Origin of the sequence: Bradyrhizobium sp. SYSU BS000235 (assembly GCF_049747295.1) — a bacterium.
GTDB lineage: Bacteria > Pseudomonadota > Alphaproteobacteria > Rhizobiales > Xanthobacteraceae > Afipia.
In genome coordinates, this window is the sequence record NZ_JBMHJM010000001.1 from 1,860,720 (window position 1) to 1,887,517 (window position 26,798).

22 protein-coding genes are annotated in these 26,798 nt (G+C 56.9%); 8 read left to right on the plus strand and 14 right to left on the minus strand.

Going from position 1 to position 26,798, the window contains the following annotated elements; all coding sequences use genetic code 11:
- Positions 1-7: 7 nt before the first annotated feature.
- The 3 genes from ACP0KA_RS08665 to ACP0KA_RS08675 form a co-directional block, all read right to left on the minus strand.
- Positions 8-1,171 (minus strand): enolase C-terminal domain-like protein, encoded by a 1,164-nt coding sequence (locus ACP0KA_RS08665; RefSeq protein ID WP_424628410.1) that lies wholly within the window; start codon positions 1,169-1,171, stop codon positions 8-10.
- A 14-nt stretch (positions 1,172-1,185) separates the two neighbouring features.
- Positions 1,186-2,190: a Bug family tripartite tricarboxylate transporter substrate binding protein gene (locus ACP0KA_RS08670; RefSeq protein ID WP_424628411.1), complete on the minus strand. Its 1,005-nt coding sequence runs from the start codon at positions 2,188-2,190 to the stop codon at positions 1,186-1,188.
- 164 nt (positions 2,191-2,354) lie between these two features.
- On the minus strand, positions 2,355-3,059 hold the full coding sequence (locus tag ACP0KA_RS08675) for a TetR/AcrR family transcriptional regulator (protein WP_424628412.1): 705 nt from the start codon (positions 3,057-3,059) through the stop codon (positions 2,355-2,357).
- Between the two features lie 165 nt (positions 3,060-3,224).
- Between ACP0KA_RS08675 and ACP0KA_RS08680 the strand changes: the two genes are divergently transcribed.
- The 3 genes from ACP0KA_RS08680 to ACP0KA_RS08690 all read left to right on the plus strand — a co-directional run bounded on the left by ACP0KA_RS08680 (position 3,225) and on the right by ACP0KA_RS08690 (position 6,168).
- The gene (locus tag ACP0KA_RS08680; RefSeq protein WP_424628413.1) at positions 3,225-4,313 is read left to right on the plus strand and encodes an amidohydrolase family protein; all 1,089 of its coding nucleotides are present in this window, start codon (positions 3,225-3,227) and stop codon (positions 4,311-4,313) included.
- Positions 4,314-4,379: 66 nt separating this feature from the next.
- A complete protein-coding gene (locus ACP0KA_RS08685; protein WP_424628414.1) occupies positions 4,380-5,285 on the plus strand; it encodes a fumarylacetoacetate hydrolase family protein in 906 nt (301 codons plus the stop codon).
- A 43-nt stretch (positions 5,286-5,328) separates the two neighbouring features.
- A complete protein-coding gene (locus ACP0KA_RS08690; protein ID WP_424628415.1) occupies positions 5,329-6,168 on the plus strand; it encodes a polysaccharide deacetylase family protein in 840 nt (279 codons plus the stop codon).
- A 35-nt stretch (positions 6,169-6,203) separates the two neighbouring features.
- Here ACP0KA_RS08690 and ACP0KA_RS08695 read toward each other — a convergent pair whose 3' ends face one another.
- Entirely contained in the window at positions 6,204-7,046 is an 843-nt protein-coding gene (locus ACP0KA_RS08695) for an amidohydrolase family protein (RefSeq protein ID WP_424628416.1), read from the minus strand.
- A gap of 502 nt (positions 7,047-7,548) precedes the next feature.
- Positions 7,549-8,637 carry an ABC transporter substrate-binding protein gene (locus ACP0KA_RS08700; RefSeq protein WP_424628417.1) on the minus strand — a complete coding sequence of 363 codons (1,089 nt, stop codon included), beginning with the start codon at positions 8,635-8,637 and terminating at the stop codon, positions 7,549-7,551.
- Positions 8,638-8,893: 256 nt separating this feature from the next.
- Between ACP0KA_RS08700 and ACP0KA_RS08705 the strand changes: the two genes are divergently transcribed.
- Positions 8,894-12,310, plus strand: a complete 3,417-nt coding sequence (locus ACP0KA_RS08705) for a molybdopterin-dependent oxidoreductase (RefSeq protein ID WP_424631524.1) — start codon at positions 8,894-8,896, stop codon at positions 12,308-12,310.
- Between the two features lie 484 nt (positions 12,311-12,794).
- On the opposite strand, the gene ACP0KA_RS08710 is transcribed toward ACP0KA_RS08705, so the two are convergent.
- The 7 genes from ACP0KA_RS08710 to ACP0KA_RS08740 form a co-directional block, all read right to left on the minus strand.
- Positions 12,795-13,889, minus strand: coding sequence for an ABC transporter substrate-binding protein (locus ACP0KA_RS08710; RefSeq protein ID WP_424628418.1), 1,095 nt, complete (start codon positions 13,887-13,889; stop codon positions 12,795-12,797).
- 21 nt (positions 13,890-13,910) lie between these two features.
- Complete coding sequence (locus ACP0KA_RS08715) at positions 13,911-14,696, minus strand: ABC transporter permease (RefSeq protein ID WP_424628419.1); 786 nt, start codon at positions 14,694-14,696, stop codon at positions 13,911-13,913.
- Positions 14,693-15,538, minus strand: coding sequence for an ABC transporter ATP-binding protein (locus tag ACP0KA_RS08720; protein ID WP_424628420.1), 846 nt, complete (start codon positions 15,536-15,538; stop codon positions 14,693-14,695). The genes ACP0KA_RS08715 and ACP0KA_RS08720 overlap by 4 nt, the downstream gene beginning before the upstream one ends.
- 333 nt (positions 15,539-15,871) lie before the next feature.
- A complete protein-coding gene (locus ACP0KA_RS08725; protein ID WP_424628421.1) occupies positions 15,872-16,576 on the minus strand; it encodes a TetR/AcrR family transcriptional regulator in 705 nt (234 codons plus the stop codon).
- Between the two features lie 138 nt (positions 16,577-16,714).
- Complete coding sequence (locus ACP0KA_RS08730; protein WP_424628422.1) at positions 16,715-19,006, minus strand: xanthine dehydrogenase family protein molybdopterin-binding subunit; 2,292 nt, start codon at positions 19,004-19,006, stop codon at positions 16,715-16,717.
- Complete coding sequence (locus ACP0KA_RS08735; RefSeq protein WP_424628423.1) at positions 19,006-19,479, minus strand: (2Fe-2S)-binding protein; 474 nt, start codon at positions 19,477-19,479, stop codon at positions 19,006-19,008. Before ACP0KA_RS08735 ends, ACP0KA_RS08730 begins: the two co-directional genes overlap by 1 nt.
- A gap of 9 nt (positions 19,480-19,488) precedes the next feature.
- On the minus strand, positions 19,489-20,346 hold the full coding sequence (locus tag ACP0KA_RS08740) for an FAD binding domain-containing protein (protein ID WP_424628424.1): 858 nt from the start codon (positions 20,344-20,346) through the stop codon (positions 19,489-19,491).
- Positions 20,347-20,530: 184 nt separating this feature from the next.
- Between ACP0KA_RS08740 and ACP0KA_RS08745 the strand changes: the two genes are divergently transcribed.
- Both ACP0KA_RS08745 and ACP0KA_RS08750 read left to right on the plus strand, forming a co-directional pair.
- A complete protein-coding gene (locus ACP0KA_RS08745; RefSeq protein ID WP_424628425.1) occupies positions 20,531-21,484 on the plus strand; it encodes an amidohydrolase family protein in 954 nt (317 codons plus the stop codon).
- Between the two features lie 7 nt (positions 21,485-21,491).
- A complete protein-coding gene (locus ACP0KA_RS08750; RefSeq protein WP_424628426.1) occupies positions 21,492-22,406 on the plus strand; it encodes an alpha/beta hydrolase in 915 nt (304 codons plus the stop codon).
- A gap of 16 nt (positions 22,407-22,422) precedes the next feature.
- Here the strand turns inward: ACP0KA_RS08750 and ACP0KA_RS08755 are convergent, their stop codons facing one another.
- The gene (locus tag ACP0KA_RS08755) at positions 22,423-23,835 is read right to left on the minus strand and encodes an aldehyde dehydrogenase family protein (RefSeq protein WP_424628427.1); all 1,413 of its coding nucleotides are present in this window, start codon (positions 23,833-23,835) and stop codon (positions 22,423-22,425) included.
- A gap of 124 nt (positions 23,836-23,959) precedes the next feature.
- On the opposite strand from ACP0KA_RS08755, the gene ACP0KA_RS08760 reads away from it, so the two are divergent.
- Both ACP0KA_RS08760 and ACP0KA_RS08765 read left to right on the plus strand, forming a co-directional pair.
- Entirely contained in the window at positions 23,960-24,736 is a 777-nt protein-coding gene (locus ACP0KA_RS08760) for an aspartate dehydrogenase (RefSeq protein ID WP_424628428.1), read from the plus strand.
- Between the two features lie 107 nt (positions 24,737-24,843).
- Entirely contained in the window at positions 24,844-25,296 is a 453-nt protein-coding gene (locus tag ACP0KA_RS08765; protein ID WP_424628429.1) for an SRPBCC family protein, read from the plus strand.
- A 21-nt stretch (positions 25,297-25,317) separates the two neighbouring features.
- On the opposite strand, the gene ACP0KA_RS08770 is transcribed toward ACP0KA_RS08765, so the two are convergent.
- Positions 25,318-26,715 (minus strand): aspartate ammonia-lyase, encoded by a 1,398-nt coding sequence (locus ACP0KA_RS08770; protein WP_424628430.1) that lies wholly within the window; start codon positions 26,713-26,715, stop codon positions 25,318-25,320.
- Positions 26,716-26,798 lie beyond the last annotated feature (83 nt).

Consider the following 26,798-nt stretch of genomic DNA (forward strand, 5'->3'; position numbering starts at 1 on the left):
GTGAGCATTAGACATCGGTGATCCCCCGCATGATTTGATACAGCGCGGGCTGGGCCTCGAAACCGATGCCGGGATAGTCCGGTACGGTGATTTCGCCGTCATGAACGTTCATGCCATCGGCAAAGCCGCCGAAGGCTGCAAAGACGCCGGGATAGGCTTCACATCCACCGAGGCCGAGGCCTGCAACGAGCGCAAACGACATCATGTTGCCGCCGTGGGGAAAGATGCGTTGACGTGAACCGCCCAGCGCTTCGACACGCGCGACCATATGAGCGTAAGCTGTGACGCCGTAGGCTTGTGGCGGGTCGACCTGCAGGATGTCGCGATCCTTGCGAAACCCGCCGAACTGAAACAGATTCTCCACGTCCTGTTGGCAGAACAGGTTCTCACCCGTTGCAAGCGGGGCGCCGTATGATTCCGCCAGCCGCGCGAACGAAGCGTAGTCGAGGGGGCCGCACGGCTCTTCGAACCAGCGCAAACCAAATGGCGCGAGCGCTTCGCCATAGCCAAGCATACGATCCACCGACAGCGCCGCATTGGCATCCACAGCAAGACGCTCCGCAGCGCCAATCAGCGAAATCGCGGACTCGATCCGTACAAGATCGTCTTTGATCGAAACGCCCCCGACCTTGATCTTGAGATGAGTATAGCCGTCGCCGAGATGACGCCTGACTTCGTCATGCAGGGCCGCCAGGTCATCTTTCGGTTTGTACCATCCGCCGCCGACGTAACACGGCACCTTCTGCAAGGCCTCACTGGCGAAACGCTCGGCGAGAACGTGCCAAAGCGGCCGATCCAGAATCTTCGCGACAGCATCCCACACTGCCGTCTCGATCGTGCCGATCGGGACCGAGCGCTCGGCATCGCCGCCCGGCTTCTCGCGCATCATCATGCGCTGCATGACCTTGCCTGGATCAATGATGCCGGCATCATCGAGCAATGAGTCCGGCTCGGCCGACAGAATGCGAGGCACGAAGCGCGCACGCATCGCCGCCCCGCACGCGTAGCGGCCTGTCGAATTGAAGGCATAACCAATTACTGGCTTGCCGCCACGCACGACGTCGGTCACCACTGCGACGACCGACGTCGTCATTTCGGAGAAATCGAACGCTGCATTCCGCATTGTCGACGCGACGGGAACGGACTTCTCGATGATATCAGTAATACGCAAGAGATGTCCGATCGTCAGACGGGCTTGATACCGGCCTTTTTGACGATATCGCGCCACTTCGGCACTTCGTCGTTGATCCGCTTCTGCATTCCTTCGGGACCGTTTGCGATCACCTCGAAGCCGCTGTCGCGCAACTTCTCAGCAAGCTTCGGATCCTTGAGAATCGCAACGGCCTTCGTTGCCAGCAGTTGCACGATCTCGGGCGGCGTCTTGGCCGGCGCAAGAAAGCCCTGAAAGGTATCAGCGATGAAATCCTTGTAGCCGACCTCGATCATGGTGGGCACGTTCGGCAGGTCGAACCATCGATTGGCGCCGGTGAGGGCCAGCGCCTTAAGTGCACCGCTCTGGATGTGTGGATGCGCCGGAGGCAGCGACGCCGAACAGACTTGGACGGTTCCGCTGAGAATGGCCTGAATTGCAGGGCCTGCACCCGGAAACGGGACGTGAGTCAGGTTGATGCCGGCGTTGATCTTGAGCAATTCGGCAGACAGATGGGGCGTCGTGCCGATGCCAGGGCTTGCGTAGTTGAGAAGATTTGGCTCGGCCTTGGCGCGCGCGACCAGTTCCTCGATCGAATTGATCCCGAGCTTGGGATCTACGAGAAATACGTTTGGCGACGTCCCCAACTCGGCGATCGGTGTGAAATCCTTGTAAGGATCGTAGGGAATTTTGGCGTAGAGGCCGGGATTGACGACATAAGCGCTCGAGGTGATGAGCAGCGTGTAGCCGTCCGGCTCGGAATGTGCAGTCACGCCAATTCCGATATTGCCGCCGGCGCCCGCACGATTATCGACGATGACCGAACCGCCGATTGCGTTGCCCAGGTTGGCAGCGACAAAGCGCGCCATGATGTCGGTCGGGCCGGCGGGCGCGAAAGGAACGATGATCTTGACGGGTCGCGCGGGATAATTAGCGGCCCTCGCGCCGCGTGGTGATAGCCCCATCGCCGCAGCGCCGGCAAACGCCGTGGCGCGCAACATGTTGCGCCGTGACAGGCCGCCGGAATGTTGTCTCAGCATAGCGTTCTCTCCTCAAATCGGGGTCTTCGCCCCCGTGATTTATTTGTCGTTAGGCTTTCGCCTGCGCGAATATTTTGGCCGCACCGCGTCGGTTCAAGCTGCCGCGGGAGTTCATGTGATGAGTCAGCGAGGGGCAACCGGATCGATCGCAGACCCATGCTCGTTCATCTGGGTCGCCGTCTTGCTGTCGTCGTGGGTTTGGAGTCCGGCTTCGATCGAAAGCCAGCGGCGAGAAACGGAATGATGTGCGCAAGCGCGTCTTCCACGCGGCCGGGATCGCAACGTCCACCGGTCAGTGACTGAATGCGACCGGCGTCTGCCATCGTATAGAACATCGTGCCCAGCATGAAATGGAAACGCCATTCCAGATCTTCTCTCGGAAGATCAGGCAGAGCGCGCGCAAGAGCTTCAAGAAACTCACGGCTCGATTCATCGAACGCACTCGACAAAATGCGGCGGCTGACTTGCTCGGGCTCCGTCGCCAACCGGGCGCGAAGCTTGACGAACGCACGACCGCCAAATCGTTCGTCCGATCCGATCGTCAAAGCCGGCCTGAGGAATGCCTCCAGAATACGCTCGAGCGACGGTGCATTGTCGAGATCGATCTCCGACAACAAGCGAACGCGCTCTTCGGCAATCGGCTTTGCACGGGCGGTGAAAATCTCGGAGAGCAGTTGCTCCTTCGATCCGAAATAATAATGCAGCGCAGCAAGATTGACCCCCGCCGCCGTAACGATCGTTCGAATGCTGACAGCGTTCCAACCATGCTCGGCGAACAACTGCTCCGACGCATCCATCAAGCGCTGACGCACCGACAATTTGCCGGGTGCGTCATCTAACGATTTCGCGAAAGCTGAGACGCGGGCCATCGTATCCCTTGACTAAAACGAACGATCGTTTCAATAAGTCGTTCGTCGGGACCGTGTCAAGCGAAAGCCAACACTGCTTCGATCGACGGTTCGACAAACGGACTCACATAAAAAGATCGGCCGAGATTGCCCGCAAGGGCGGCTCAATTACGGGGGGCTGACGTCATGACCACACGCCGCACGTTTATGAAGGGCCTTGCAGGCGGCCTGGCCTTCTGCAGTTGCGGAATGCTCGATGCCGCGAGCGCGCAGCACCATGCGCCGCGCCGTTTACCCGTGATGGTCAGCGGCAAGCGCATTAGAACAGTCGATGTCCATGCGCATTGCCTGTTCCACGAGTCGCTCGAGCTGATGGGTGACGCGGTCGCGCGCATCTTGCCGCCGACCAAGGGCCAGCAAGAGCATTTTATCGTGGTGGAGAACCGCCTGCGGTCGATGGATGCTATGGGCATCGACATGCAGGTCTTGTCGATCAACCCCTACTGGTATGGAAAAGATCGCGACCTTTCGGCCAAGATCGTCCAGATCAACAATGAAAAGCTTGCCGAGCTTTGCGCATCGCATCCGGATCGCTTTGCCGCATTCGCTTCTCTATCACTGCACCATCCCGACCTCGCCGTGCAGGAACTCGAGGACGCGATCAAGAAAAAGGGCCTCAAAGGCGCTGCCATCGGCGCGAATGTGGGAGGCGTCGACTTCGCCAATCCTAAATTTCACCCGGTCTTGGCGAAAGCCGAAGAACTTGGCGCCACGCTGTTCATCCATCCGTACCGGCTCGGAGAGTTGGCGTCCCGCTTCAAGGGTAATGGTTGGCTGGCAAATGTTGTGGGAAATCCGCTCGACACCACGATTGCGCTTCAGAAACTCATTTTCGAAGGCGTTCTGGATAAGTTTCCGAAACTCAAGGTGCTTTCGGCTCATGGCGGCGGTTATTTGCCGTCTTATGCGCCGCGCTCCGATCACGCATGCTTCGTCTCGCCCCAGAATTGCGATCCGACGATTCAACTGAAAAAGAAGCCGACCGAGTATCTTAATCAGTTGTATTTCGACTCTTTGGTATTCACGCCGGAGGCGCTTCGGCATCTCGTCGCTCAAGTCGGCGCCAGCCAGATCATGCTCGGCACCGACCAACCGATTCCTTGGGAAGAGCACCCCGTAGACCATGTGTTCGCGACGGAAAGTCTGAACGACAGCCAGAAGGCTGCGATCCTGGGCAAAAACGCCGCGCATCTGCTGGATCTGAAATTCAGTTGACGCCGGCCGGTGACGTCACGAATGAACTCACTCCTCCTTGCCCATTGCAGTCACCGATAGAGACCCATGATGCAACTTGTGACGTTTGACCATGACCGCTCCGTAAAGCTTGGGGCGTTGATCAGCGATGGCGCCGTGCTCGATCTTAAGCGCGCCGCTGCTGATCACGGCGCGATCTTCGAAGACCTGATAACATTGATCCAAGCAGGAGATGCCGGAATCAATGCAGTCAAACGCCTTCTCGTTCAGGCACAAGCCGGCAGCTTCAAGGAGGCCATCTATCGGCTGTCTGATGTGAGGCTGATGGCTCCGATCCCTCGGCCACAGAAGAACGTGTTCTGCGTCGGCCGCAACTATGTCGAACATGTCAACGAAGGCTACCGTGCCCGCGGGACCGAAGCCAAACTGCCGGAATTCCCGCAATTCTTCACTAAGCCGCCCACATCCGTTATCGCGCATGGTGGGCTGATTCCCGCGCATGTCGGCGTGACCGAGAAGCTCGACTATGAGGTCGAGCTTGGTCTCATTATCGGGACACGCGGCCGCGACATCCCGATGGACAAGGCGTTCGATCACATCTTTGGTTACACGATTATCAACGACGTCACCGGGCGAGATTTGCAGCGCCGCCATGACCAGTGGTTCAAAGGCAAAGGCCTCGATGGCAGTTGCCCAATTGGCCCGGGTGTCGTGCTCAAGTCAGACATCCCGGATGCGCAAGCGCTCAATATCGAATTGCGCGTGAATGGCGAAGTTCGGCAACGCTCGAATACCAGGCACATGATCTTCTCGATCCCCCGTATCATCGCCAATCTCTCCCAAGGCATGACGCTGGAGCCGGGTGATATCATCGCCACCGGCACGCCGTCAGGCGTGGGATATGCGATGGAGCCGCCCCACTTCTTGAAGTCTGGCGACGTCGTCACCTGCGAAATCGAAGGCATCGGCACGTTAGAAAATCGCGTCGCCTGACGCCTGCCTCGTATCCAGCACAACTGAGAAAATCAGGATCGTCATGACGGCATCGACACTGCCCCGCAATTGGCCCGCCGAGCGAAAAATCGCGCTCTCCGTCAGCGTCATGCTCGAAGGCTGGACCGACGACAGCGCGCCCGGCATCGGGCCGATGGGCAATCCGTTGAAATCTGGCGTGCTCGACCTGCAAGGGCAGTCCTGGGCGGCCTATGGACCCGAGGTTGGTGCGTGGCGCCTGCTCGACATACTTGCCGCCGCTGGTGTCAAAGCGGTGTTCTATGTCAGCGGCATCCTGGCCGAACGATATCAGCCATTGATGAAAGCGATCGTCGCTGCCGGACACGACATCGCCGCACATAGTTGGGGCCAGAACATCGTGCCCGCCTATCAGACGCGCGAGGAAGAAAAGACAGATCTGCTGCGGTGCCTCAAGGCGCTCGAGCTGTCTTCCGGCCAGCGTCCCCGCGGCTGGATAAGCCCACGCTGCACGCCAAGCCAAAGCACGTCCGAATTGCTGGCCGAAGCAGGCTTTGCGTGGCACGGCGATATCTTCAATAGCGACCTGCCGTACCTGCTCAAGACCCCTGCCGGCTCATTGATGGCGGTGCCGTTCACGATGGAAGTGAACGACATGCCGCTTTACATCCGATACGGCAACGAACCGGAGGCCTTTACGCGCGTGTTGCAGCGAATTCTCGAGAATGTCGACGGCATATCCCGCAAGCCGTTCTGTCTCGATCTGACCGTCCATGCGCATGTTTTTGGCCGTCCATTCGGCGCCATCGAATTCGCCAAATCGCTGGAGTTTGCCAAGCGGCACGCCGCGACGTGGCTGACCGACCACAGTGCGCTGGCGAGCCAATTTGCAGAAGCGGTCTGATCCCGGCAAAGCGAGATCATCTCTGGCCGGTCACGCTAGCTTTTCGTCGGAGACCATCCGTAAGCCTTCGCACAAGCACCGCCCATCAGCATCGCGCGCTCTGCCTCGCTGATCCGGCTGGTGGTGCGGAAGCATTCAACGGCCTGCTCGTAATTGACAATGGTGATCGCCCGCGTCCAGTCGGTGCCCCACAGGCAGCGATCGAAACCCCAGACGTCAAACACGCGGGCGAGCGGATCCCAGATATCCGGAAATGGATATGGTTGCCGCGACAGCGTGCAAGCACCACTCACCTTGATCACGACGTTCTTGCGCTCCGCAAGCTTGAGCACCTTCGGCAGATCGGCCCAGGGATCCAGCGGCGCGGGCTGCTGCGGCAGTTGCATGATGCCGAGATGATCGAGAATGAACCGGACATCGGGGTGGCGGTCGATCAACGCAATGCCGGCATCCAGATTGTCCCAGCAAAGGATATTGACGGGAAAGTCATGACGTACGGCTTCCCGTAGGATCCGGTCGAGGCCGGGGTCGTTGGGATCACGCTGATCTTCCCTGGTTAGCATGATACGGATGCCAACCGTACCGGGCGTTTTCTTCCAGTCGGCAATGACATCGGCGACGTTGCGATCGTCGGGATCGACCGGCTTGACGATGGCCATCCGGCCGGAGTGAGCCCGTTGCACGTCCACGGCGTAGCTGCCGTCGTAGCGGTACATCGAATACGGCGAGACCAAAATCGCGCCGTCGACACCGACCTCATTCATCGCCGTCACCATCTCGTCACCCGTTGCGTGATCGGGCCAGTTCGGCACGATGTGCCAGGGGCGCTTGGGCGTATTCGCCTCATAGGCATGAACCTGAGAGTCGATGATTGTCATTGGCGGCTTTCCCGTAATTTTCTTCGGACGACATCGGACGTACGGACATTATGCCGACTTCCGGCATGGTGACGCAAACGCCATCGTATCGATGCGGGGAAAAGCGGCGCAAGCACCGGAGAAAATTTCTGTCGTGTTGCCGCGAAAGTCGATTGCGCGGTTGGATCCGGCATCATTCCGGTAGGCACCACTGCGGCAGCAGATGGAAAACGGCTTACCGGCTCGTCGAGAGGCATTAGCGGCGGGCCCGTGATCAATCAGGACGGAAAGAACACTCAAAAATGTGCTAGCGATCCCGGGGAAGACCCGAACTTCCGACCTACGGTTTAGGAAGCCGCTTTCCGTGAGGCGATTTCAACAGTTTATCACAATCGTGTTGTAGCTATGTTGCATCGAGACTTTGCCTAATCAGTGCCCTTGCTGAATATTCCTTCCACCGCGCCTGCACGCATATAGATGCGCGCAGGCTGGAGGGCGCATCGCAAGCTCCAAGACAGCTCGGTCAACGAATGGATCCGAGGTCAAAATTTTTCGCTTGTTGGACGATGGCGTTACGATCGTAGTCGTTAATCTGATCGATCAGGTCATTGGTATATATTCGCGAGGTCGGCACGGGCTTGGCTATCTGCCCTCCTGCCAGCAGAAAATCGCTCAAACTTTTCCAATCGTCTTTAAGAAAGAGTCCGTTCTTGCCGTTGGTCTTAGGACTCGTCCAACTGGGGCTTCGTACCTGGAGAATCTTTAGCCCTTCAGAGAGAGCCTTCTGAGGATCAGCCTCCTTCGAACGGCTCTCGGGATACATTTTCCAGGTGATGAGAACCGCTGCCGCCGGGTTGACGCGTGTAAAATCGACCGCCTTCGACACCGCTCGTGCAAATCCGATCAGCATTTTCGGATTGTTTTTAATGGTGTCATTTTTTGCAAGGAGCGAAAGGTCCGGCAACGCTTCAAATTTTTCGCCGATATCAAGATTCCTTAGTCGGAGGCCGGCGAGCTCGAACCGAGCGTCGGCAACATCCCAAAACGCGACCGCGTCGACAACTTTTTGCCGAATGGCACTCGCAGCTTGGGAGCCAGACCCGATCGGAATAAATGTAACATCCTTGTCTGGATCTAGTCCGGCTGAACGCACATAAGCCTTGCCGTAAGTGAGCCCGCCGCTTCCAAACGATGGGACACCAATCTTCTTTCCTCGGAGCTCCGCGATCGTCTTGATGCTGCTGCCTTCCGGCACGGACATCGTCCAGATATTGTTATAAGAAAAACAATAATAGTAGCGAACGTCCAAGGACGCCGCCACATTCTCCTGCATGCTGATCACGGCTTGCGAAGGACTGGCTACGCCAATATTCGCGTTGCCAGAGCCGACTTGAATGGCGATCTCATTTGACCCGCCGACGTTCAGCAGATCGACATCGAGCCCCTCCTTGCTGAAATAACCCAGATATTTCGCGACGATGAAAGGCGCCTGCGACTCATCCATGTTTCGTATGCCGATTAAAGCCTGGACTTTTTCGGCGGCGAGCACAGGCGCACAGTGCGCGCCTAACGAAACCACCAGGAAAAACAGAAACAGTCGAAGTTTGCTCACATCACCCTCCTGACGAAGATCCGGCCAAAACTGGCATCAACTCCCAATTCGATTCTTGTTTCTTATTAGCGGTTGCTTTCTACACGTGTTGACCAAATAGTCAACTACACATAAGATTGCGGAAGATTTCGTCGGTCAACATGTCCGCTGGCGCGCTTGACCGGCCCATACGTCGCCGCGACCGTTTTCTATGTTCCGAAATATCGGTTTGTGGCAGGAGCTCTCCAGAGGTGCGCTACGCTACGGAAAACAGACGATGGGTGAGGTTCGAAGCTTCTGTACGCTATGCGGCTCGCAATGCGGAACGATCAATGTGGTCGAGAACGACCGGCTGGTCGCTGTGCGAAATGATGCCAGCCATCCCACTGGATACGCCGTTTGTCCGAAAGGAAGGGCTGGTCCGGAGATTGTGGCTGCAAATAATCGGATCCTCTATCCGACGCGCCGCACGCGGCCTAAGACGGATCCCGATCCTGGGTGGGTACGCATTTCCTGGGACGAGGCGCTCAATCTGTGTGCCGAAAAGTTACTCGATATCCGAGAGCATTACGGGGCCGAAGGCGTCGCTTTTGCTGTAACGACGAAAAGCGGAACCGGTATCGCCGATAGCATCGAATGGATCGATCGATTCGTCCGCTTATTTGGAAGCCCGAACATCGCGAGCTCCACTGACGTTTGCAATTGGCATCGGGATGTCGCGCATCGGTTCACGTTCGGTGTCGGCATGCCGGCCGCCGACTATGCACATGCCGGGCTTATCATCCTCTGGGGTCACAATCCGACCAGCACTTGGCTCGCTCAAGCAGATGCGATCGCGCGTGGCCGTGCGAATGGTGCAGCCATGATCGTCGTCGATCCGCGAGCCACACCCCTCGCCGCCGACGCTGACGTGTGGCTCCAGGTTCGGCCCGGCACTGATGCGGCTTTGGCGCTAGGTATCTCCAATCTCCTGATCCAGGAAGGAGGAGCCAACCTCGAGTTTCTTAGGCAATGGACCAATTCGCCGATGCTTGTCCGCGAGTCCGACGGACTGTTTCTAAGAGCGCGGGATCTTCCGAATTACAAAAATGACACGTCAGCCGAGCAATTTGTCGCGTGGGACGTCCAGGCCGGTAAACCTTACATCTATGACACGACCCGCCTGCTCGACGTCGATATCGCTCGCCGATTGGCTTTAACCGGACGGTATGAAGTTCCGGGTCCTCATGGTGAAGCGATCACGTGCAGGCCTGCTTTTGATCACTTCCGGAGCGCCTGTGCGAATTGGACGCCCGAACGTGTCGAGCAGATAACCGGGGTTCCGCGCGAAAAGCTAAAAGCCGCGGCATCGCTCATGGCGCGCCATCATAAAATTGCCTACCACTCTTGGACGGGCATTGGTCAGGGCAGCAACGCCACTCAAACTGAGCGCGCAGTCGCCACGCTCTACGCCCTTCGCGGATGCTTCGATGAAATCGGCGGCAACCGCATCTATGGCAAGCAGCCAGTGAACAAGGTCGACTCCACCGCTCTCCTCGCTAAGACGCAATCGGCCAAGACTCTCGGACGTGACATCCGCCCGCTCGGACCTGCGGCCGAAGGCCGCGTGAAGCCGCTGGACGTTTACCGCGCCATCGTGACGAGCGATCCTTATCCGATCCGTGCGTTAGTGGGTTTCGGATCCAACCATCTGCTCACGCAGGGAGACACCGATGAAATTCGCCGTGGATTGGAAGCTGTAGAATTCTACGTCCACAGCGACATCGTCGAGACCCCGGTCGCTCGTTATGCCGACGTCTTGTTGCCTGCGAGCACGCCTTGGGAGCGGGAAGGCCTACGATTCGGTTTTAACATTAGTGAAACCGCACAGAATTTAGTTCAGTTGCGCCCAGCCGTCGTGACGCCACGGGGAGAAGCGCGCTCCGATCTGGAGATGGTATTTGCCCTCGCTAAACGCATGGGCATGGGAGACAGATTCTTCGACGGCGACATAGACGCTGGTTGGAACTACATGCTGGCGCCTCTCGGGATCACTGTCGAAGACCTGCGAGCGAATAGCGGCCAAATCGTTCGTCCAATTGAACATACCGCGCGCAAATACGCACACGTGGATGCCAAAGGCCACGTGGCCGGCTTCCAAACCGAAACAGGACGAGTCGAGCTTTATTCGGAACTGCTGTTTCGCAATCGCCAATCGCCTGTACCGATCCACCTAGATGAGGACGTCAATCGCTCGCTCTACCCGTTTACTCTGATTAGCATGAAGAACGGCGTCTACTGCCATAGTCAGCATCACGGGATCGCCTCGCTAAGGCGGCGTGCCGGCCGACCAACGATCCGATTGCATGGCAGTGCAGCGCGCCTGAAGAACATCGGCGACGGGCAAACTGTCGAAGTCGAAAGCCGCTATGGGCTGACGCGTTTCGTGGCCGAGATCGACAATACTCTTGCATCCGACGTACTGGCCGCCGAGTTTGGATGGTGGGAGGCCTGTGAACCGCTCGGTAAGCGGGCCTACCCGCTGTCGGGGGCGGCCAGTTCCAATTTTAATGCCCTCGTGTCTGCCGAGCGACGTGATCCGGTCAGCGGTTCTGTCAATCATCGTGCGGTCGCCTGCAACGTCAGGTGTGTTGATGATTTGGAGAACCGCTCGTGGCCTGGATTCCGGCGTTTCACCGTGTCGCATCTGCATCGGGAATCGGACGCAGCCCTGGCTGTCTCGCTGTCGCCGCAGGAAGTCGACGCCCTACCCGATTACGAACCCGGACAGTACCTTCGTATCAGACTAACGCATCCCGACACCGGAGAACTGCTGACGCGAGCCTATTCATTGACCGGAGCGGCCAACGTCGAAAATCGCCTGGACTACACGATCTGCGTGGGCCGCTCGTTGGCCGGCGCCGCTGAGCCCGGGACCTCGCTCTCCTCTCTCATACATGAGGCCCTCAAGATCGGAGATACGGTCGAGGTCGAGGCTCCGAGTGGCGCTTTTACGATGCCGACGGTGTCTTCCGTCCCGCTGGTCCTGATCGCGACAGGTATCGGCATTACCCCGTTTATCAGTCTTCTTAATTCGCTCGGTGATGGCGATGAAATACCTTTCGTGACCCTGCTGTACGGCAACAGAAACGGATCGGAGCACGCCTTCAAGAACCGGCTGCGCGCCCTTGAAAAGCGGTGGCCGCGACTGACCGTTAGGAATTTTTATAGCAAGCCACGCGCTTCAGACATCCTGGGAAGCGACTTTCATGTCACCGGTCGCCTGGATGCCGCACGAATCGACCCCTCGCTGGTCGCGAAACGTGCGCGCTTCTATCTATGCGGCTCGGATGCAATGGTCGCCTCCATGGTCAAGGGCTTGATATCGCTCGGGGTACCAAAATTCGACGTCTATAACGAAGTCTTCATCTCACCGACGAACACGCTTGATGGCAGCCTGCGCCCCTGCTCGATATCGTTCAAGCGATCCGGCGTTTCTTTCCAATGGTCTCCGAAAGACGGGACACTGCTGGAATGCGCTGAGCGCTTGGGCATACGCGCCCCTAGCGGCTGTCGGGTCGGACAGTGCGAGAGCTGTGCTGTGCAAGTTCTAAGTGGAAGCACGAGGCAACTCTCTGGTGCGATACCGGAAGATTCGGACACGGTGTTCACATGCCGAGGAGTTCCGTTAAGCGATCTCGTTCTCGATCTCTAGGGAGCATGCTCGCCGTACGCGAGACGAACGCGCAGCCCTGTGAGGCCGCGCTTTTCTGTTGCTCGTTTCGATGACGGATTGGTCTCGCGGTACGGCCGGGCGGGGCAAGCGGTCGTTGATCGCTTCACCGGGGCTCTCGTTTGGAACCGCCATCGCGGTGATATTACGGAAACCGCTGGCGTCGCGTTCACGAAGACAACCGAGAAACTAGTCGCAGGCCCCCACAAGATCGTCGGATTCCGACGAATTAACAGGAGCTCCGCTAAGAACTGCTCAGAAATGGAGATCGCCGAACAATGGGTCAAAATCAAAACGCCTCGGCCCCGTGCCTGAGGGCGGCTGGCCCCCCTCCTCGAAGCCAGCCGCCCAAGCTACTCGGCATCGCCGGACCAGGTAGGCGACGATATGTGGGACTCTGTAATGATCGAAGTAGTTCACTCTGTCCAACATATGACGCGGCCCGCAGTGGTCATCATCTATTCGCTTATTGAAGCTTTGAGAGGTCTTCTTTCTTGGCGGCTGCAATAATAGCCGGCCGGTCATATTGATTGATCGCGTCGTTGAAATCGTTTGTGATGACGTGATCGACAGGCACGGCAGCCGGAATTACCTTCTGATCCACAAAGAACTGGATCAGGCGTTCCCAGTCACTTTTGACCATGAGGCCGTGCTTGTCGCCGATCTTCTTCGAATTCCAGATCCCCAATCGCGCCTGGTTCACAACCACGCCCTCTTCGAGGGCGGCCTTAGGATCCGGATTCTTGGACTTCGCCTCCGGATATGCTTTCCAGGTGATCAGCACAGCCGCTTGAGGATTGGCCATCGAATAATCGTAACCCTTTGCGACCGCCCGCGCGATACCTGTCAGCATCTTCGGGTTTTTCGCGATCGTTTCGTTGCGCGCCAACAAGGCGACGTCGGGAAGTGTACGTAGATTCTCAGCCACAGGAAGTTCTCGCAGCGACAACCCCGAGAATTTGAACTTCGCGATTGCCGCGTCCCAATACACAATGCCGTCGACCATCTTCCGCTGTACGGAGGTCACGGCCTGCGCGCCGACACCGATGGACAAGAATGAAATGTCCGTCTCCGGATTCAGGCCAGCCGCTTGTGCAAAGGCGCGCCCGAAGGTTGTCCCAGCGCTTCCCATTGACTGAACGCCAAGTCTCTTGCCCTTCAATTCGGCAATGCTCTTGATCGGACTGTCGGGCAACACGCCCACCGACCAAATATTGGAATAATACAAGCCGTAGAAGTAACGGATATCGAGCTTTCCGGACTGAATACCGACGAGTGCCTCACCGGGTGAGGCGGCTCCGACCTCGGCGTTTCCTGAAGTGACTTGAATGGCTGACTCGTTCGAGCCCCCAACCGCGATAAGAGTGACATCGTAACCTTCGTCGGCAAAGTACCCTTTCTCCTTTGCCACGACGAATGGAGAGAAGGCTTCATCAATGTTTCGGACCGGAATTAAGACCCGAACTTTCTCGAGTGCATTTGCTGCGCTGAAGTTACATGCGACAGCGGCAAGGATCGCCGACGATAGAAATAGGCGACGTAGGGAACATCTAATCGGCATATCCGACTCCTTTGGGAAAGCTCAAGTCATTACCGGCGCTTCACTACGACGGATCCAGAAAATGTAACGACGGGCCGCGTAGCGCATGAGACCGTGCATCACCAAGCCTATGATCGAGAGGATAATCAAAACTGCGAAGACCCCCGGAACATCCATGCTGAAGTTTAGTGTGATGACGAGGTATCCCAGGCCGACCTGCGCACCGACAAACTCACCGACGATGGCTCCGATGACTGCGAGCACCGCGGCGATTTCCAATCCCGCGAAGATGAGAACTAACGCCGACGGAATTCTTAACCGAAGGAGAACCTGCCATTTCGTCGCCCCGAAGGCCTTCATCATCTCCAACTGATCTTTATCGGTTGAATGAAAGCCGGCGATGACACTGACGAGAATAGGAAAGAAGCAAATAAGGGCCGTGATGACGACTTTCGAAGTTAATCCATAACCGAACCAGATGATAAAGAGCGGCGCTATCGCAATTTTTGGCAGGGTTTGAAGAGCAACGAGATAAGGATAAACGAGCCGCTCGAAGGCCGGGATCAGCGAGATCATTGCGCCGGCGACCAGGCCAGCGATACAGCCAAGCAAGAATCCCAGCAAAACTTCGAAAAGTGTCGCCCAAAGATGGGGCCAGATCGTTCCACTTTCAAACAAGGAGTAGAGGCGAATAAGCGTTGAGCTCGGTGCGGGCAAGACAATTGGCGAAATCTCAAACAGACGACATGATCCCTCCCAAACGGCCAGGAATGCGATTGCGAGGACAATCGATTGCAGTCTGTTTTTGTTTGAAGAGTTCTTGCTCATAGCGAGGTCGCCGTCATTGATTGCGCGCCAAAGATCGTACGGATGTGGTGGCAGATTTCACCAAAGCGTGGCGTCCCCATGGTTTGAAGGCTGCGGGGACGACCTATATCGACATCGATGACTTCCGATATTCTTCCCGGCCGTGGTGACATGACCACGACGCGATCGCCGAGAAGGACAGCTTCTGGAATGCTGTGGGTGATGAAGACCACGGTCTTCTTCTCTTCCGACCACACTCGCATCAGTTCCATATTCATGGACTCGCGAGTCATCGCATCAAGTGCTCCGAACGGCTCATCCATGAGCAAGATGCGAGGTTCGCGCATCAGGGCGCGGCAAATGGAAGCACGCTGCTGCATTCCGCCTGAAAGTTCAAACGGGTATTTTTCTGCAAAATCCTTCAGGCCCATGAAGGACAAAAGGCCTCGCGCGCGCGTAACAACGGCTTCAGATTTGTCGTTTCGGAGTCTCGCGGGAAGCAAGACGTTTTCGAGCACCGTATTCCACGGAAGCAACGTCGCCTGCTGAAAGACAACACCAACATCAGGTCGCGGTTCAGTGATTTGAGTGCCGCCACACTCAGCGACGCCGGAAGTGGCCTGCTCAAGGCCGGCCAGGATACGCAATAGCGTTGTTTTACCGCAGCCGCTTGGGCCTACGACTGAAATGAATTCGCCCTCACGAATGTCGAGGTTAACATTCGTCAGAGCATTCACTGTCTCGCCTGAGCGCGTATTGAACCGCTTTTCCAAATTAGCGATTCTGATCATTGCCGGATTACCGGGAATGTCCGCTACGCGCGCACCATCTCTGTCTCTTAGCTGGGCGTTCAATCCAATCATCCCTAATCCGTTTTTTCCCTAAATCTCTCGCGTCACATACGCGGAGACTGGTCTCTGTTGACCAAGAAGTTAACTGGAATTCGTAGGATTTGTCTAGTTACAAATATTTCTAACTGCAAAGCGTTCAGGCGCGGCAAGGCGCAAATTGCCTAATTCTTGTTTGTTTTGTTGAACTCGGTGGCGACCAAGCGAAATCGGGCCAACACTTTTGTGCCGGCTATTTATCTAACCAATTAGTTTTTCATTACAAAAGGGATGTTCCCGAAACGCGTCATGGCGCGCTCGCAATCGGGTGCACTGCACTCAATTTGTGCCGCGTGCATAGTCCAATTTTCAGGATTCGACTTTACGGCGCTCGCGAATGTCAGCCTGAGCTAGTTTCGTCTCGGCATTTCGGCGCAACATATCCTCTGGATCGAACACGCAGAACTGCAGGACAACGTTGGTCACGTGCCGAAGCCATTCTTGACGCGAACTAACAGAACTGAGGTCTCTGCCGAGAGCAATTTCCAAAGTGTATTGGTTTGACAGGTAGTGATAGCAAAGCGACGACAGCGTGAGATAAACCAGCGTCGGGTCGAGGTTTGTCCGAAATATCCCGTCTTTGCTTCCTCGATCGAGAATGAAGCTCAAGGTTTCGACAAGCGGATTGTACAAATCCCGAATCCGCTTCGATTTTCGAATATACTTACCACGATGCTTGTTTTCCTCATTCAGCAAACGAATGAGATTTGGGTTGCTTTCCAACGCAAGGAAGGTGTGCTCGATCAGCTGTTCCATCGCAAACATGGGATCGCTCGCGCGGATGGATAAATCCCGCTGTTGATCGCGAAATGCCTCGTACATCTTCTCAAGCGCGGCGACGAACAGCCCTTCCTTCGACTTGAAGTAATAGTACAGCATGTTCTTGCTGAGGTTGCAGCGCTCCGCAATCCTATCAACACGCGCGCCTTCGAATCCGATGCGACCGAATTCGTCCATCGCAAGCTTTAGAATCTTTTCCCGAACCCGAGCTGGATCGCTGCTTCGACGCGCCAAGATGGACTCCTCTATCCCTTAGATGGCCAAGCGAGGACTCCTTCGTATCCCAAGGTCACCGTGCCTCTCTGGACGCGGGCGGGTCCCCACCCGACTCCAGAGAGAGCTTAAACGTCTGCGAAAATCAAATAAAAATAACTAGACCGGCGAAGCCTCCGCACTCGCATCCTCCGCCAACTGCCAAATTCGCGGTGGCGAGAGCGGCAATTCCATAGGCTGCACATTGAGGTGAGACAGCGCATCGGCGATTGCATTCGCCATTAAGCCGCCCACAGGAATGAGCCCGCCCTCTCCCGCTCCCTTGGCCCCCAAGGGATTGTTTGGACAGGGTTTCAGTTCAAGCGTGATCGATTCGATCTTTGGGAAATCCGAAGCCGTCGGCATCAGATAATCGGCGAAAGATCCTGTAAGGAGCTGCCCTTCATCGTCATAGACAAGGTGCTCGAGAAACGCGCCGCCGAGGCCTTGAACGATGGATCCGAGGGCCTGCCCATGCAAGGTCAATGGATTGATCATGCGCCCCACGTCTTCTACCGACATGTAATCAAGAACCTTGACATGGCCGGTGCCCGGATCGACCGCCACGTGCGCGGCCTGGGTGCCATAAGCCCATGTATACTTCTTGTTGAAAAATTCGGCTTCGATCTCCAGCGGTTCTTCCGAGAGCTCCCCGAACGGAATGCTGGATTGCCGGAACGTTGCCTGCTCTTCGCCCAGCGAGACATCGCTTGGAGCGCACCCAAAGTGAGCGGCCGCCTTCTCCCGTATGAGGTTTTTCAGCTTTTCAGCACCGACGAGAATTGCAGATCCACCCATAACGGTCGAGCGGGAATGATAGGCTCCGTAACCATCCTTCACATAGCTCGTGGACCCGTGGAGGATCGTAATCTTGTCGTATGTGATTTCCATCGCGTCCGCAGCGATCTGCGCCATGATGGTTTCCAGTCCTTGTCCGACCGAAGATGAACCCATGTAGACCGTCAGCAACCCGCCAGGCTCTAAAACCAGCCGGACTTCTTCCTTCGGTCCTGCAGCACCACCTTCAATGAAGCTGCCCACAGCCAGTCCATGGTAGTAGCCATCGATCAGCTGCCCGCGCAGTTTGGATTTTTCCTTCCACTTGAATTCATGCAAGCAGCGGTCAAAAACGGCATGATAGTCACCGCTGTCGAGTTCGGTCGAGCTGTCGTAGGGCGTAATGGACGCAAGCGGATAAGGCATCTGAGCGTCAGCCACCAGGTTTCGGCGACGCAACTCCACGCGATCGATCTTCAAGTCTTGAGCTGCCAGATCAATCATTCGCTCACGAATGAAGTCCGTTTCATAGCGTCCCGGCCCTCGGTACGTTCCGCAAGGCGTCTTGTTTGTAGTCAGCATCGAGCTCTTGATATCGATGTGTTCGAAGCAATACGGACCGCTCATGTATTGCGCGACATTGCGTGGTCCGACCGAGCCGTTCGTTCGAATATAGGCACCGGTGTCGCACCATACCTGTCCTCGCAACCCGATGAACTTGCCGTCACGTGTCGCGGCAAACTCGACTTCGCACTCCACATCTCGCGCGTGGTTGGCGCTCATCATGTGCTCGCGGCGGTCCTCGACCCATTTAACGGGCCGGCCGACGATCTTCGCCGCCGCCGGGATGAGAAAGTCCTCCGGATAGAATTCTCCACGTGATCCGAAGCCGCCACCGACGTCCACCTCAATCAGGTCGACTGCCTCCAGTTCGAGACCCATTTGGGCAGCGAGAGTACGGCGATTGTGCCACGCCGTCTTCGCCGCGCCCCACACAGTCAACTTGCCGGCTGCACTGTCCCACTCCGCCACAAAGCCGCGCGGCTCCATGAACATGGCGGCGTGCCGTTGCACCCTGAATCGTTCGCGTCGCACGTAATCGGCAGTCTTGAAAGCTTCGTCCGCATTACCACGGAACGCCTTCCAGGTGATGGCGACGTTGGAGCCGTGCTCCTCGAACAGCAATGACTTCTTCGCCTCGACATGAGCGCGATTGGCCACGGGCGCCAGCGGCTCGATGTCCAGGTCTACGTACTCCAGTGCGTCCTCCGCAATGGCCGGACTATCGGCAACAATCACGGCAATTGGCTCACCGACATAGCGAACCTTGCCATCAGCGACCACAGGCTGGTGAAAGGTCTCAAGCTGAGGTAACGGCTGCAACCGCAGCGGAATCCGCGGAACTGTGCTTCCGAAATCCTTAGCCGTCAGGACAGCGTGAACGCCCTTAAGCGCGAGGGCAGCTTGAGTGTCGATTGACTTGATTGTTCCGTGAGCGGCAGAACTCCGCAGAATGACGGCATAGAGCTGGTTCGGCCTGTTGACATCAGCGACGTATGTCCCGGCGCCCCGGACCAAGCGGAGATCCTCAACGCGCTCCATGGGGCGGCCGATATAAGAATTCGAAACTTTCATTACTTGCCACCCTCATTTCGATAGGAGCCGCGCGCTTCCAGGACAGCCTCGACGATCGGGATATATCCCGAGCACCGGCATAGATTTCCCGAAAGAACCTCCCGGATTCGCTCTTCGTCGGCGTCCGGTTCATGGCTGAGAAGTGCATGCGCCGTTGTAATGAAGCCTGGGGTGCAGAACCCACATTGCAACGCGTGGTGCTTGCGAAATGCGGCTTGCAGCGGCGTCAGTTCGTCCCCCGAGAGCCCCTCGACGGTGACCACTTTTTCATTCTGGGCTTGAACGGCCAGCATTAAACACGAACGGACAGCTTCACCATTGACCAAGACTGTGCATGCGCCACAGACGCCGTGCTCGCAGGCGAGATGCGTTCCCGTTTGACCAAGATCGTTCCGGATGCAGTCGGCGAGCGTCGTGCGCGGCTCGACATCGGCTTTTACGGAGTTGCCGTTGAGATCGAATTCGATTTGCATCATCAACTCCTAGATTGCCGTTTTCTTCAGGCCGCGAGCCAGAAGCGTCGAGACAAGTGCCGCCCGATAGGCGCTTGGCGCGTGGATATCGGATGGCGGATCGACTGTTTGTCTCGCCTTTGCGGAGGCCGCGGCGATCAGGCTCTCGGTCAGAGGATTTCCGTTCAGCAAGCTCTCGACTTCCGTCAACCGGATTGGCCGGTCTGCGATGCCGATCGCACCCACATGAGCGCCAACGATCCGCTGCTTTCCATCGAGATCGTAAAAAAGGGCGACTCCCGCCATCGCGAAATCGCCTTTCCTTCGCGCGAACTCCAGAAACGCCCATTTTCGCTCTGCATTCCACGCAGGAAGGTGGATTTCAGTCAAAATCTCATCCGGCTCGAGCGTCGTTTGAAGTGGCCCCACGAAGAAATCGGCGGCGTCTTCAATTCGTGTGCCCGATGCCCCGACGATGGTCAGCTTCGCCTCGCAGGTGAGCGCAATTCCCGGCATTTCAGCCGAAGGATCCGCGTGTGCGACCGATCCGCCTACCGTTCCCCGATTGCGAACCTGGTAATGGGCAACATGTTTTATCGCCTCTGCAAGCAGTGGATGACTGACAGTGAGCCGTTTGTCGGCCTCGATATCACACCATCGCACCTTGGCGCCCAATCGAACCCCATCTTCGCCGATGGCAATCGCGTCTAGGTTTTTAAGATACTTGAGATCGACCAGAAGCTCGGGCGACGCGAGGCGATAGGCCAACATTGGCATCAGGCTTTGTCCGCCGGAAATGACCTTGGCATCTCCATTTCTCGACGCAAGCAGCTTTACAGCCTCATCTACGGAAACGGGCGCTGCATATTCCAGAACCGGAGGCTTCATTGCACCCCCCAGAAATAAAGAAACATCGGCTTACGGCCTCCTCCAAAATAGTCTGCCCGCGCAGTTCATTCGCTGACGACTGTCGTCGCCGGGCACTTTCAGATTCACTATATGGATTGTTGACTATTCGGTCAACACATGGATAGCCTGCATCACATGAGACCATTAGAGTTAGGGATTTGCAATGCACAACAATACGCCGGTTATCGCCATCGAAGAGCACTATTGGGATCCAGAACTGGCGAAACATTTTCCGAGCGGCGAGAACAAGTCCCACGTCCAGGATTTATTGACCGAAATCGGCGACGTTCGGCTGCGCGCGATGGATGAGGCTGGAATTGATCTCCAGGTGCTCTCCCACGGTGCACCGGCTGCACAGAAATTGCCGGCGGATGTTGCTGTCGACCTGACGAAGCGAACGAACGATCGCCTCGCCGAAGCGTGCGCTAAGCATCCCTCCCGCTTTGCAGCATTTGCAGCCCTTCCGACCCCAGTTCCAGAACAGGCGGCACGAGAGCTCGAAAGATGCATCAAGGAACTCGGCTTCAAGGGAGCAATGATTCACGGGCTTACGAATGGTCTGTTCATCGACGACAAGCGGTTCTGGCCAATCTTTGAAGTGGCAGAAAAACTCGATGTTCCGATTTACCTGCATCCTTCGGTCCCAAATTCGGAAGTCACGAAGCTTTACTACGACGATTACGCCAATGAATTTCCGACAGTCATCCGACCGGCTTGGGGATTTACGGTCGAGACAGCAACCGTCGCCATTCGCCTTATTTTGAGCCGAGCGCTCGAAAAATACTCAAAGCTCCAGATCATCCTTGGCCATCTTGGGGAAACGCTGCCATTCTTGCTATGGCGCATCAACCAATCGCTTGCTCGCCCGGGCCAAAAGCCTCTCGATTTCCGCAAGCTGTTTTGCGAACACTTCCACGTCACAACGAGCGGCTTCTTTTCCACGCCGGCGCTCATGTGCACAATGCTCGAGCTTGGCATCGATCGCATCATGTTCGCCGTCGACTACCCTTACGTTCTGAACCAAGACGGGATGGATTGGATCGAGCAACTTCAGTTGTCGCCGGACGACAAGCGCAAACTTGTCGGGGACAACGCACGGAAACTTCTGAAGCTGTGAGTGTAGAATGACCGTGCTGCCAACGATACCAACTGAACTATCAGACCTGATGGCGAAGGTAGGCCCGATTTGGGCCTCCAACACCAAGGGCCACATTCAGTTGATGATCGACAAATTCACCGATGTGCTGAAGTGGTCTCCCAAGGACAATATCGCTGTCGAATCCATCTCGTATGGGCCACATGAGCGACAGAAATTCGAGCTTTTCAACCCTGTGAGAGGGTCTGCCGGCCGCAGGCCAGCACTCATTTTCGTGCACGGAGGCGCCTTCACCGAAGGCAGCCGACACCGCAGCACAGAGATCTACGCCAACGTGCTGTACTACTTCGCCCGACACGGTGTCGCCGGCATCAATCTCGGCTACCGTCTCGCGCCCGAGGCGCAGTATCCGGAAGCAACCCTTGATATTGCGTCAGTCGTGAGCTGGGTCCGGGCCAACGCCAACCGGCTTAACGTCGACCCAAAGCGCATATTTCTCATGGGCCACTCAGCGGGCGGCGCCCATGTTGGAAGCTACGCCTACGACAAGAAACTTCAGCCCGCGAGCGGTCATGGTTTGGCCGGCGTTCTGATCATTAGCGGGAGAGTGCGCGCTGATGCGCGAGACGACAATCCGAACGCGAAGCGGGTCATGGCCTACTATGGCTCGGATACCTCGGTTTACGACGATCTATCCCCGGTTTCGCACGTGGATGCCCAAAGCCCACCCACGTTTGTGGCCTGCGCCGAGTTTGAGAATCCTCTGATCGACGTTTATTGCTTCGAGCTCGCCCATCGCCTCGCTGCCGCAAAGGGGCATGCTCCACCTTTTATGTGGTTGAAGGGGCACAATCACACGTCGATTATAGCCCACTTCAACACTGCAGAGGATGAGCTAGGTCGGGCCTGCCTTAGATTTATACAGGAAACGCCGCCGTCTTAAGCTCGTTCACCAAGCGTCAGGCAAGCCTGACGCCAGTAAACTTCGGCTGCGTGTACTCCTCGAGCGCATATGGAAGCCCTTCGCGGCCCACACCCGATCTCCCGACGCCTCCGAATGGATAGTTGTCGAGCCGGAAGCGGCTGGCTTCGTTGATCCATACGGAGCCTGCTCTCAGGTCCTCCGAGACACGCATTGCTGAAGCAAGGCTCGTCGTGAAACACGACGCCTGTAATCCAAACTCACACTCGTTGGCGATCTGAATCGCATGATCAAGGTTGTTGGCACGCATGACAACAACAACGGGACCAAAGACCTCTTCACGAACCAAACGAGCCTCAGAAGGCGGATCGACAACGATCGTTGGCGGAATGACGCATCCGGTGCTGCCGCCGGAGCTTATGATGCTGCAGCCGAGTGCCCGTGCATCCTCCAGCATTGAGGTTATTCGGGCCGCGGCACGCGCGTTTACAACCGGTCCTAGATCGGTATCGGAGAGCTTTGGATCACCCAATTTGAGCCGCTTGGATGCCTCGACAAAGCGATCGAGGAACCTGTCGAAAATTGTCGTTTCAACGATGATCCGTTGAGTCGAAATACATTGCTGACCGCTTGCTTCGAAAGAAGATGGAATAAGGCGCGCAACGGCATCTTCGAGATTTGCATCCGCAGCCACGATATTTGCCGAGTTTCCTCCGAGCTCGCCCAGGAATCGCTTAGCACCTGCAGCGCGTGCCAGCGCGTCACCCGCGGAGGTTCCGCCCGTCAGCGTCACGACATCGACGTCGGGGTGCGCTGCAAGCGCAAGCGCTTCCTCACGGTCCCCCGAAACGACGTGAATGAGTCCCTCCGGCAGGCCCGCTTGCACGAATGCCTTCGCTATGGCTTCCGCGATCTGCGTACCTTCGAGGCTCGGCTTGATAATCACCGCGTTTCCAGTCACGAGCGCCGGCGCCACCTTCTGAACCAGCAAGTTGGATGGTGCGTTGAACGGCGTGATTGCGGCCACCACCCCATAGGGGATCCGCCGCGTGAATCCGAACAAACCCTTGCCCGCCGGAACAGCATCAAGCGGAATGACCTCGCCGCCCAGGCTATGGATATGCTGTGCACAGGCTTGAATAAACGCAATACTGCGTTTCACTTCCATTTCCGCCGCCCGCCGCGGCTTGCCGATGTGTGAGATCGTCATCGTCACCAGGCGCTCGAATTCACCTTCGAGGACTTTGGCTGCGGCGCCAATCCAGGACGCACGCTCATGAGCAGACGCCTTGGCGGACGCCCGGAAAGCCAATCGCGCTGATTTTGCTGCCCGGTCGACCGCATCGTTCCCGCCTGGCTGCACTTCAAATGCGGCGACCTGGGTCCATGGATCGACAACCGTGAAACGACCATCCTTCGTTACTGGCGCGCGCACAGAGCTCTCAGTCATCTTCGTCAATCTTTCCTGTTCTCTGAAGCGCACGACTGACGGGCGCTCTTACCTGATTTAGAAGCTTGACATCATGTTGACCACATAGTCAACATATGGATGACCTCGGATCGTGGAGTTTACCTTGAGGATTGCAGTTATCGGATATGGCGCAATCGGACGATTTCTGATCTCGCAATTGAATTGCGAACCGGACATCGAGACCTGTGCAGTGCTTTCATTGCCTCGGCCTGACGCGTGCTCAAAGCCTGTTGTCGACGATGTCGATGAACTTCTCTCGACACGGCCCGACCTGGTTGTGGAATGTGCCGGCCACGGCGCTTTACGCGCTTTCGGCGAGGCCATCCTGCGCCATGGAACCGATCTGCTCGTCGTATCGGTCGGCGCGCTGGCCGACTCGGACTTGGAAACAGCCCTGCGGTTTGCCAGCTCCGCCGGAGGCGGCAAGCTGCTGATTCCCGGTGGGGCCCTGGGAGGCATTGACGCGTTAAGCGCGGCGCGGGAGGCAGGTCTTTCATCCGTCGACTACATCGGGCGAAAGGCACCCGCAGCATGGAAAGGAACGGCAGCCGAGAAGATCGTGCAGCTCGACCGCGTGACGGAACCTCATACTTTCATCGATTGCGAAGCTCGGACAGCGGCTCTGACATTTCCGCAGAATGCGAACGTCGTGGCTGCCATCGCGTTGGCAGGCTTAGGCTTCGATAAAACCCGCGTCCGACTGATCGTTGACCCGCAGGCTGAGGGCAATGTTCATTCCTACGTGGCCCGTGGCGAGTTCGGTGAAATCTCCACCATCATTCGTTCCAAGACATTGGCGGCGAATCCGAAGACGTCGATCCTCGCTCCGTTTAGCTTGGTTCAAACCATCAAGAAGCGAAGTGGATTGATCTCCGCGTGATGCCCGGGGATCGCGTCATTGAGCTTCAACCTACTTGAAATTCGCGTTCTATCGAACGCGCAGAGCAGCGAATGCTGCCTCACTCACGCAACGTAAGGATCTTTGTCATGCCGATGACGATGAACGGAACCATTGAGCTGGCGGCCCCCCGCGCAACGGTTTGGAATAAGCTCAACGATCCCGACACGCTCAAATCGTGTATCCCGGGCTGCGAACAGCTCAATCTCCTCTCCGATCACGAATTCGAGGCGGTCGCCGTCAACCGGATCGGGCCCGTGAAAGCCAAGTTCAAGGGCCGTGTGACCTTGTCGGATATCGCGCCGTTGGAAGGCTATAAGATTTCCGGCACCGGGGATGGCGGCATCGCAGGGTTTGCCAAGGGCGCGGCCTCGGTTCGCCTCGCCGACCACGGCGAAAACACCCTGCTCACCTATGAGGTCGAAACCCAGATCGGCGGGAAGCTGGCCCAGCTCGGGCAGCGCCTGATCGACGGCACAGCCAAAAAACTTGCCGACCAGTTCTTCGAAAGATTTGCCGAAGCCGTGAAACAGGCCGCGTAAGGCGCGGCCCGTACCTCCCGGCTATGCTGGATCCAGGTTGACCAGTCGCTCGAAGCTCAACATGTCATCCCATTGCTGTTGCGACATCAGCTCCCGCTCCACCACGACGAGTTGGTGGAGCGACTTCCCCTCCAAATAGCTGGCACGGGCGATTTCGGCACACACGCGATAGCCGAACAAGGGCTTAAGTGCCGTGACAATGCCCAGGGAATTCAGAAGCATATTTCGCGTGTGCTCCTCGTTCGCCGTTATACCGACGATGCAGCGATCGCGCAGGCTTGTCATCGCCCGTTCCATGGTCCGAATGGAAAAGAAGAGCGAAAAGGCGATCACCGGCTCCATCACATTGAGCTGCAACTGCCCCGCTGAAGCAGCGAGCGTAATAGTGGTATCGAGTCCAATGACCAGAAAACTCACTTGATTCACGACTTCCGGGATAACCGGATTGACCTTCCCAGGCATGATGGAAGATCCAGGCTGCAGCTGAGGCAAGTTTATCTCGTTTAATCCGCATCGAGGGCCTGAACTCAGCAATCGGATATCATTGCATATCTTTGTCAGTTTGCTCGCCGTTCGCTTCAGCGCGCCCGAGAGCTGCACATAAGCGCCGGTATCCGATGTCGCTTCCACGAGGTCGTTCGCCAGTACGAACTCAATCCCCGTCAAATCGCTCAGATGCTTCACCGCCAGCCGAGGATAACCGCGTGCGGCGGTGACCGATGTCCCGATCGCGGTCGCGCCAAGATTGATCTCTCGAAGCAGCTTTTGAACTTCCCTCGTCCGATCGATTTCCTCTCCAATGGTTGTCCCCCAGCCCCGAAACTCCGAGCCCAGAGACATCGGCACTGCGTCCTGAAGATGGGTCCGCCCCATCTTCAGGACGCGTGAGAATTCCTTGCCCTTCTCGAAAAACGAATCGCGCAGCCTCTCTAGAGCAGTGACGTACGCCTCAAGCCGTAGGATCAGTGCCAGACGAAGGGCCGTGGGATACGTATCGTTGGTTGACTGGCCATAGTTCACGTGATCGTTCGGGCTGACATGCTGATAATCGCCCTTATCGCGGCCGAGCAGTTCCAACGCGAGGTTCGCGATCACCTCATTGGCATTCATGTTGGTTGAGGTGCCGGCCCCGCCCTGGACAAGATCAGTGACGAACTGATCGTTCATAGTTCCGGCGATCACCCGGTCACAGGCCTCCAGGATCGCTTCTGCAATATCCGGCGCCAAGACCCCAAGATCTCGATTCGCCATTGCGGCGGCTTTCTTGACGTAGCCAAAAGCCCTCACAAAGGACGGCTCGTGACTCATCGCTATGCCGGTGATGTCGAAATTCTCAAAACCTCTAACGGTCTGAACGCCATAATAGAGGTCGCCAGCAATTTCACGCTGACCAAGAAAGTCGTGCTCGATGCGGTTCATGTGCGTCTCGCGTCACATGATTGCCCTAGCCTCCCAGGCCGGACGCAGCATCTCCAGGAGGCCGATCGCAATTCACGACTTGC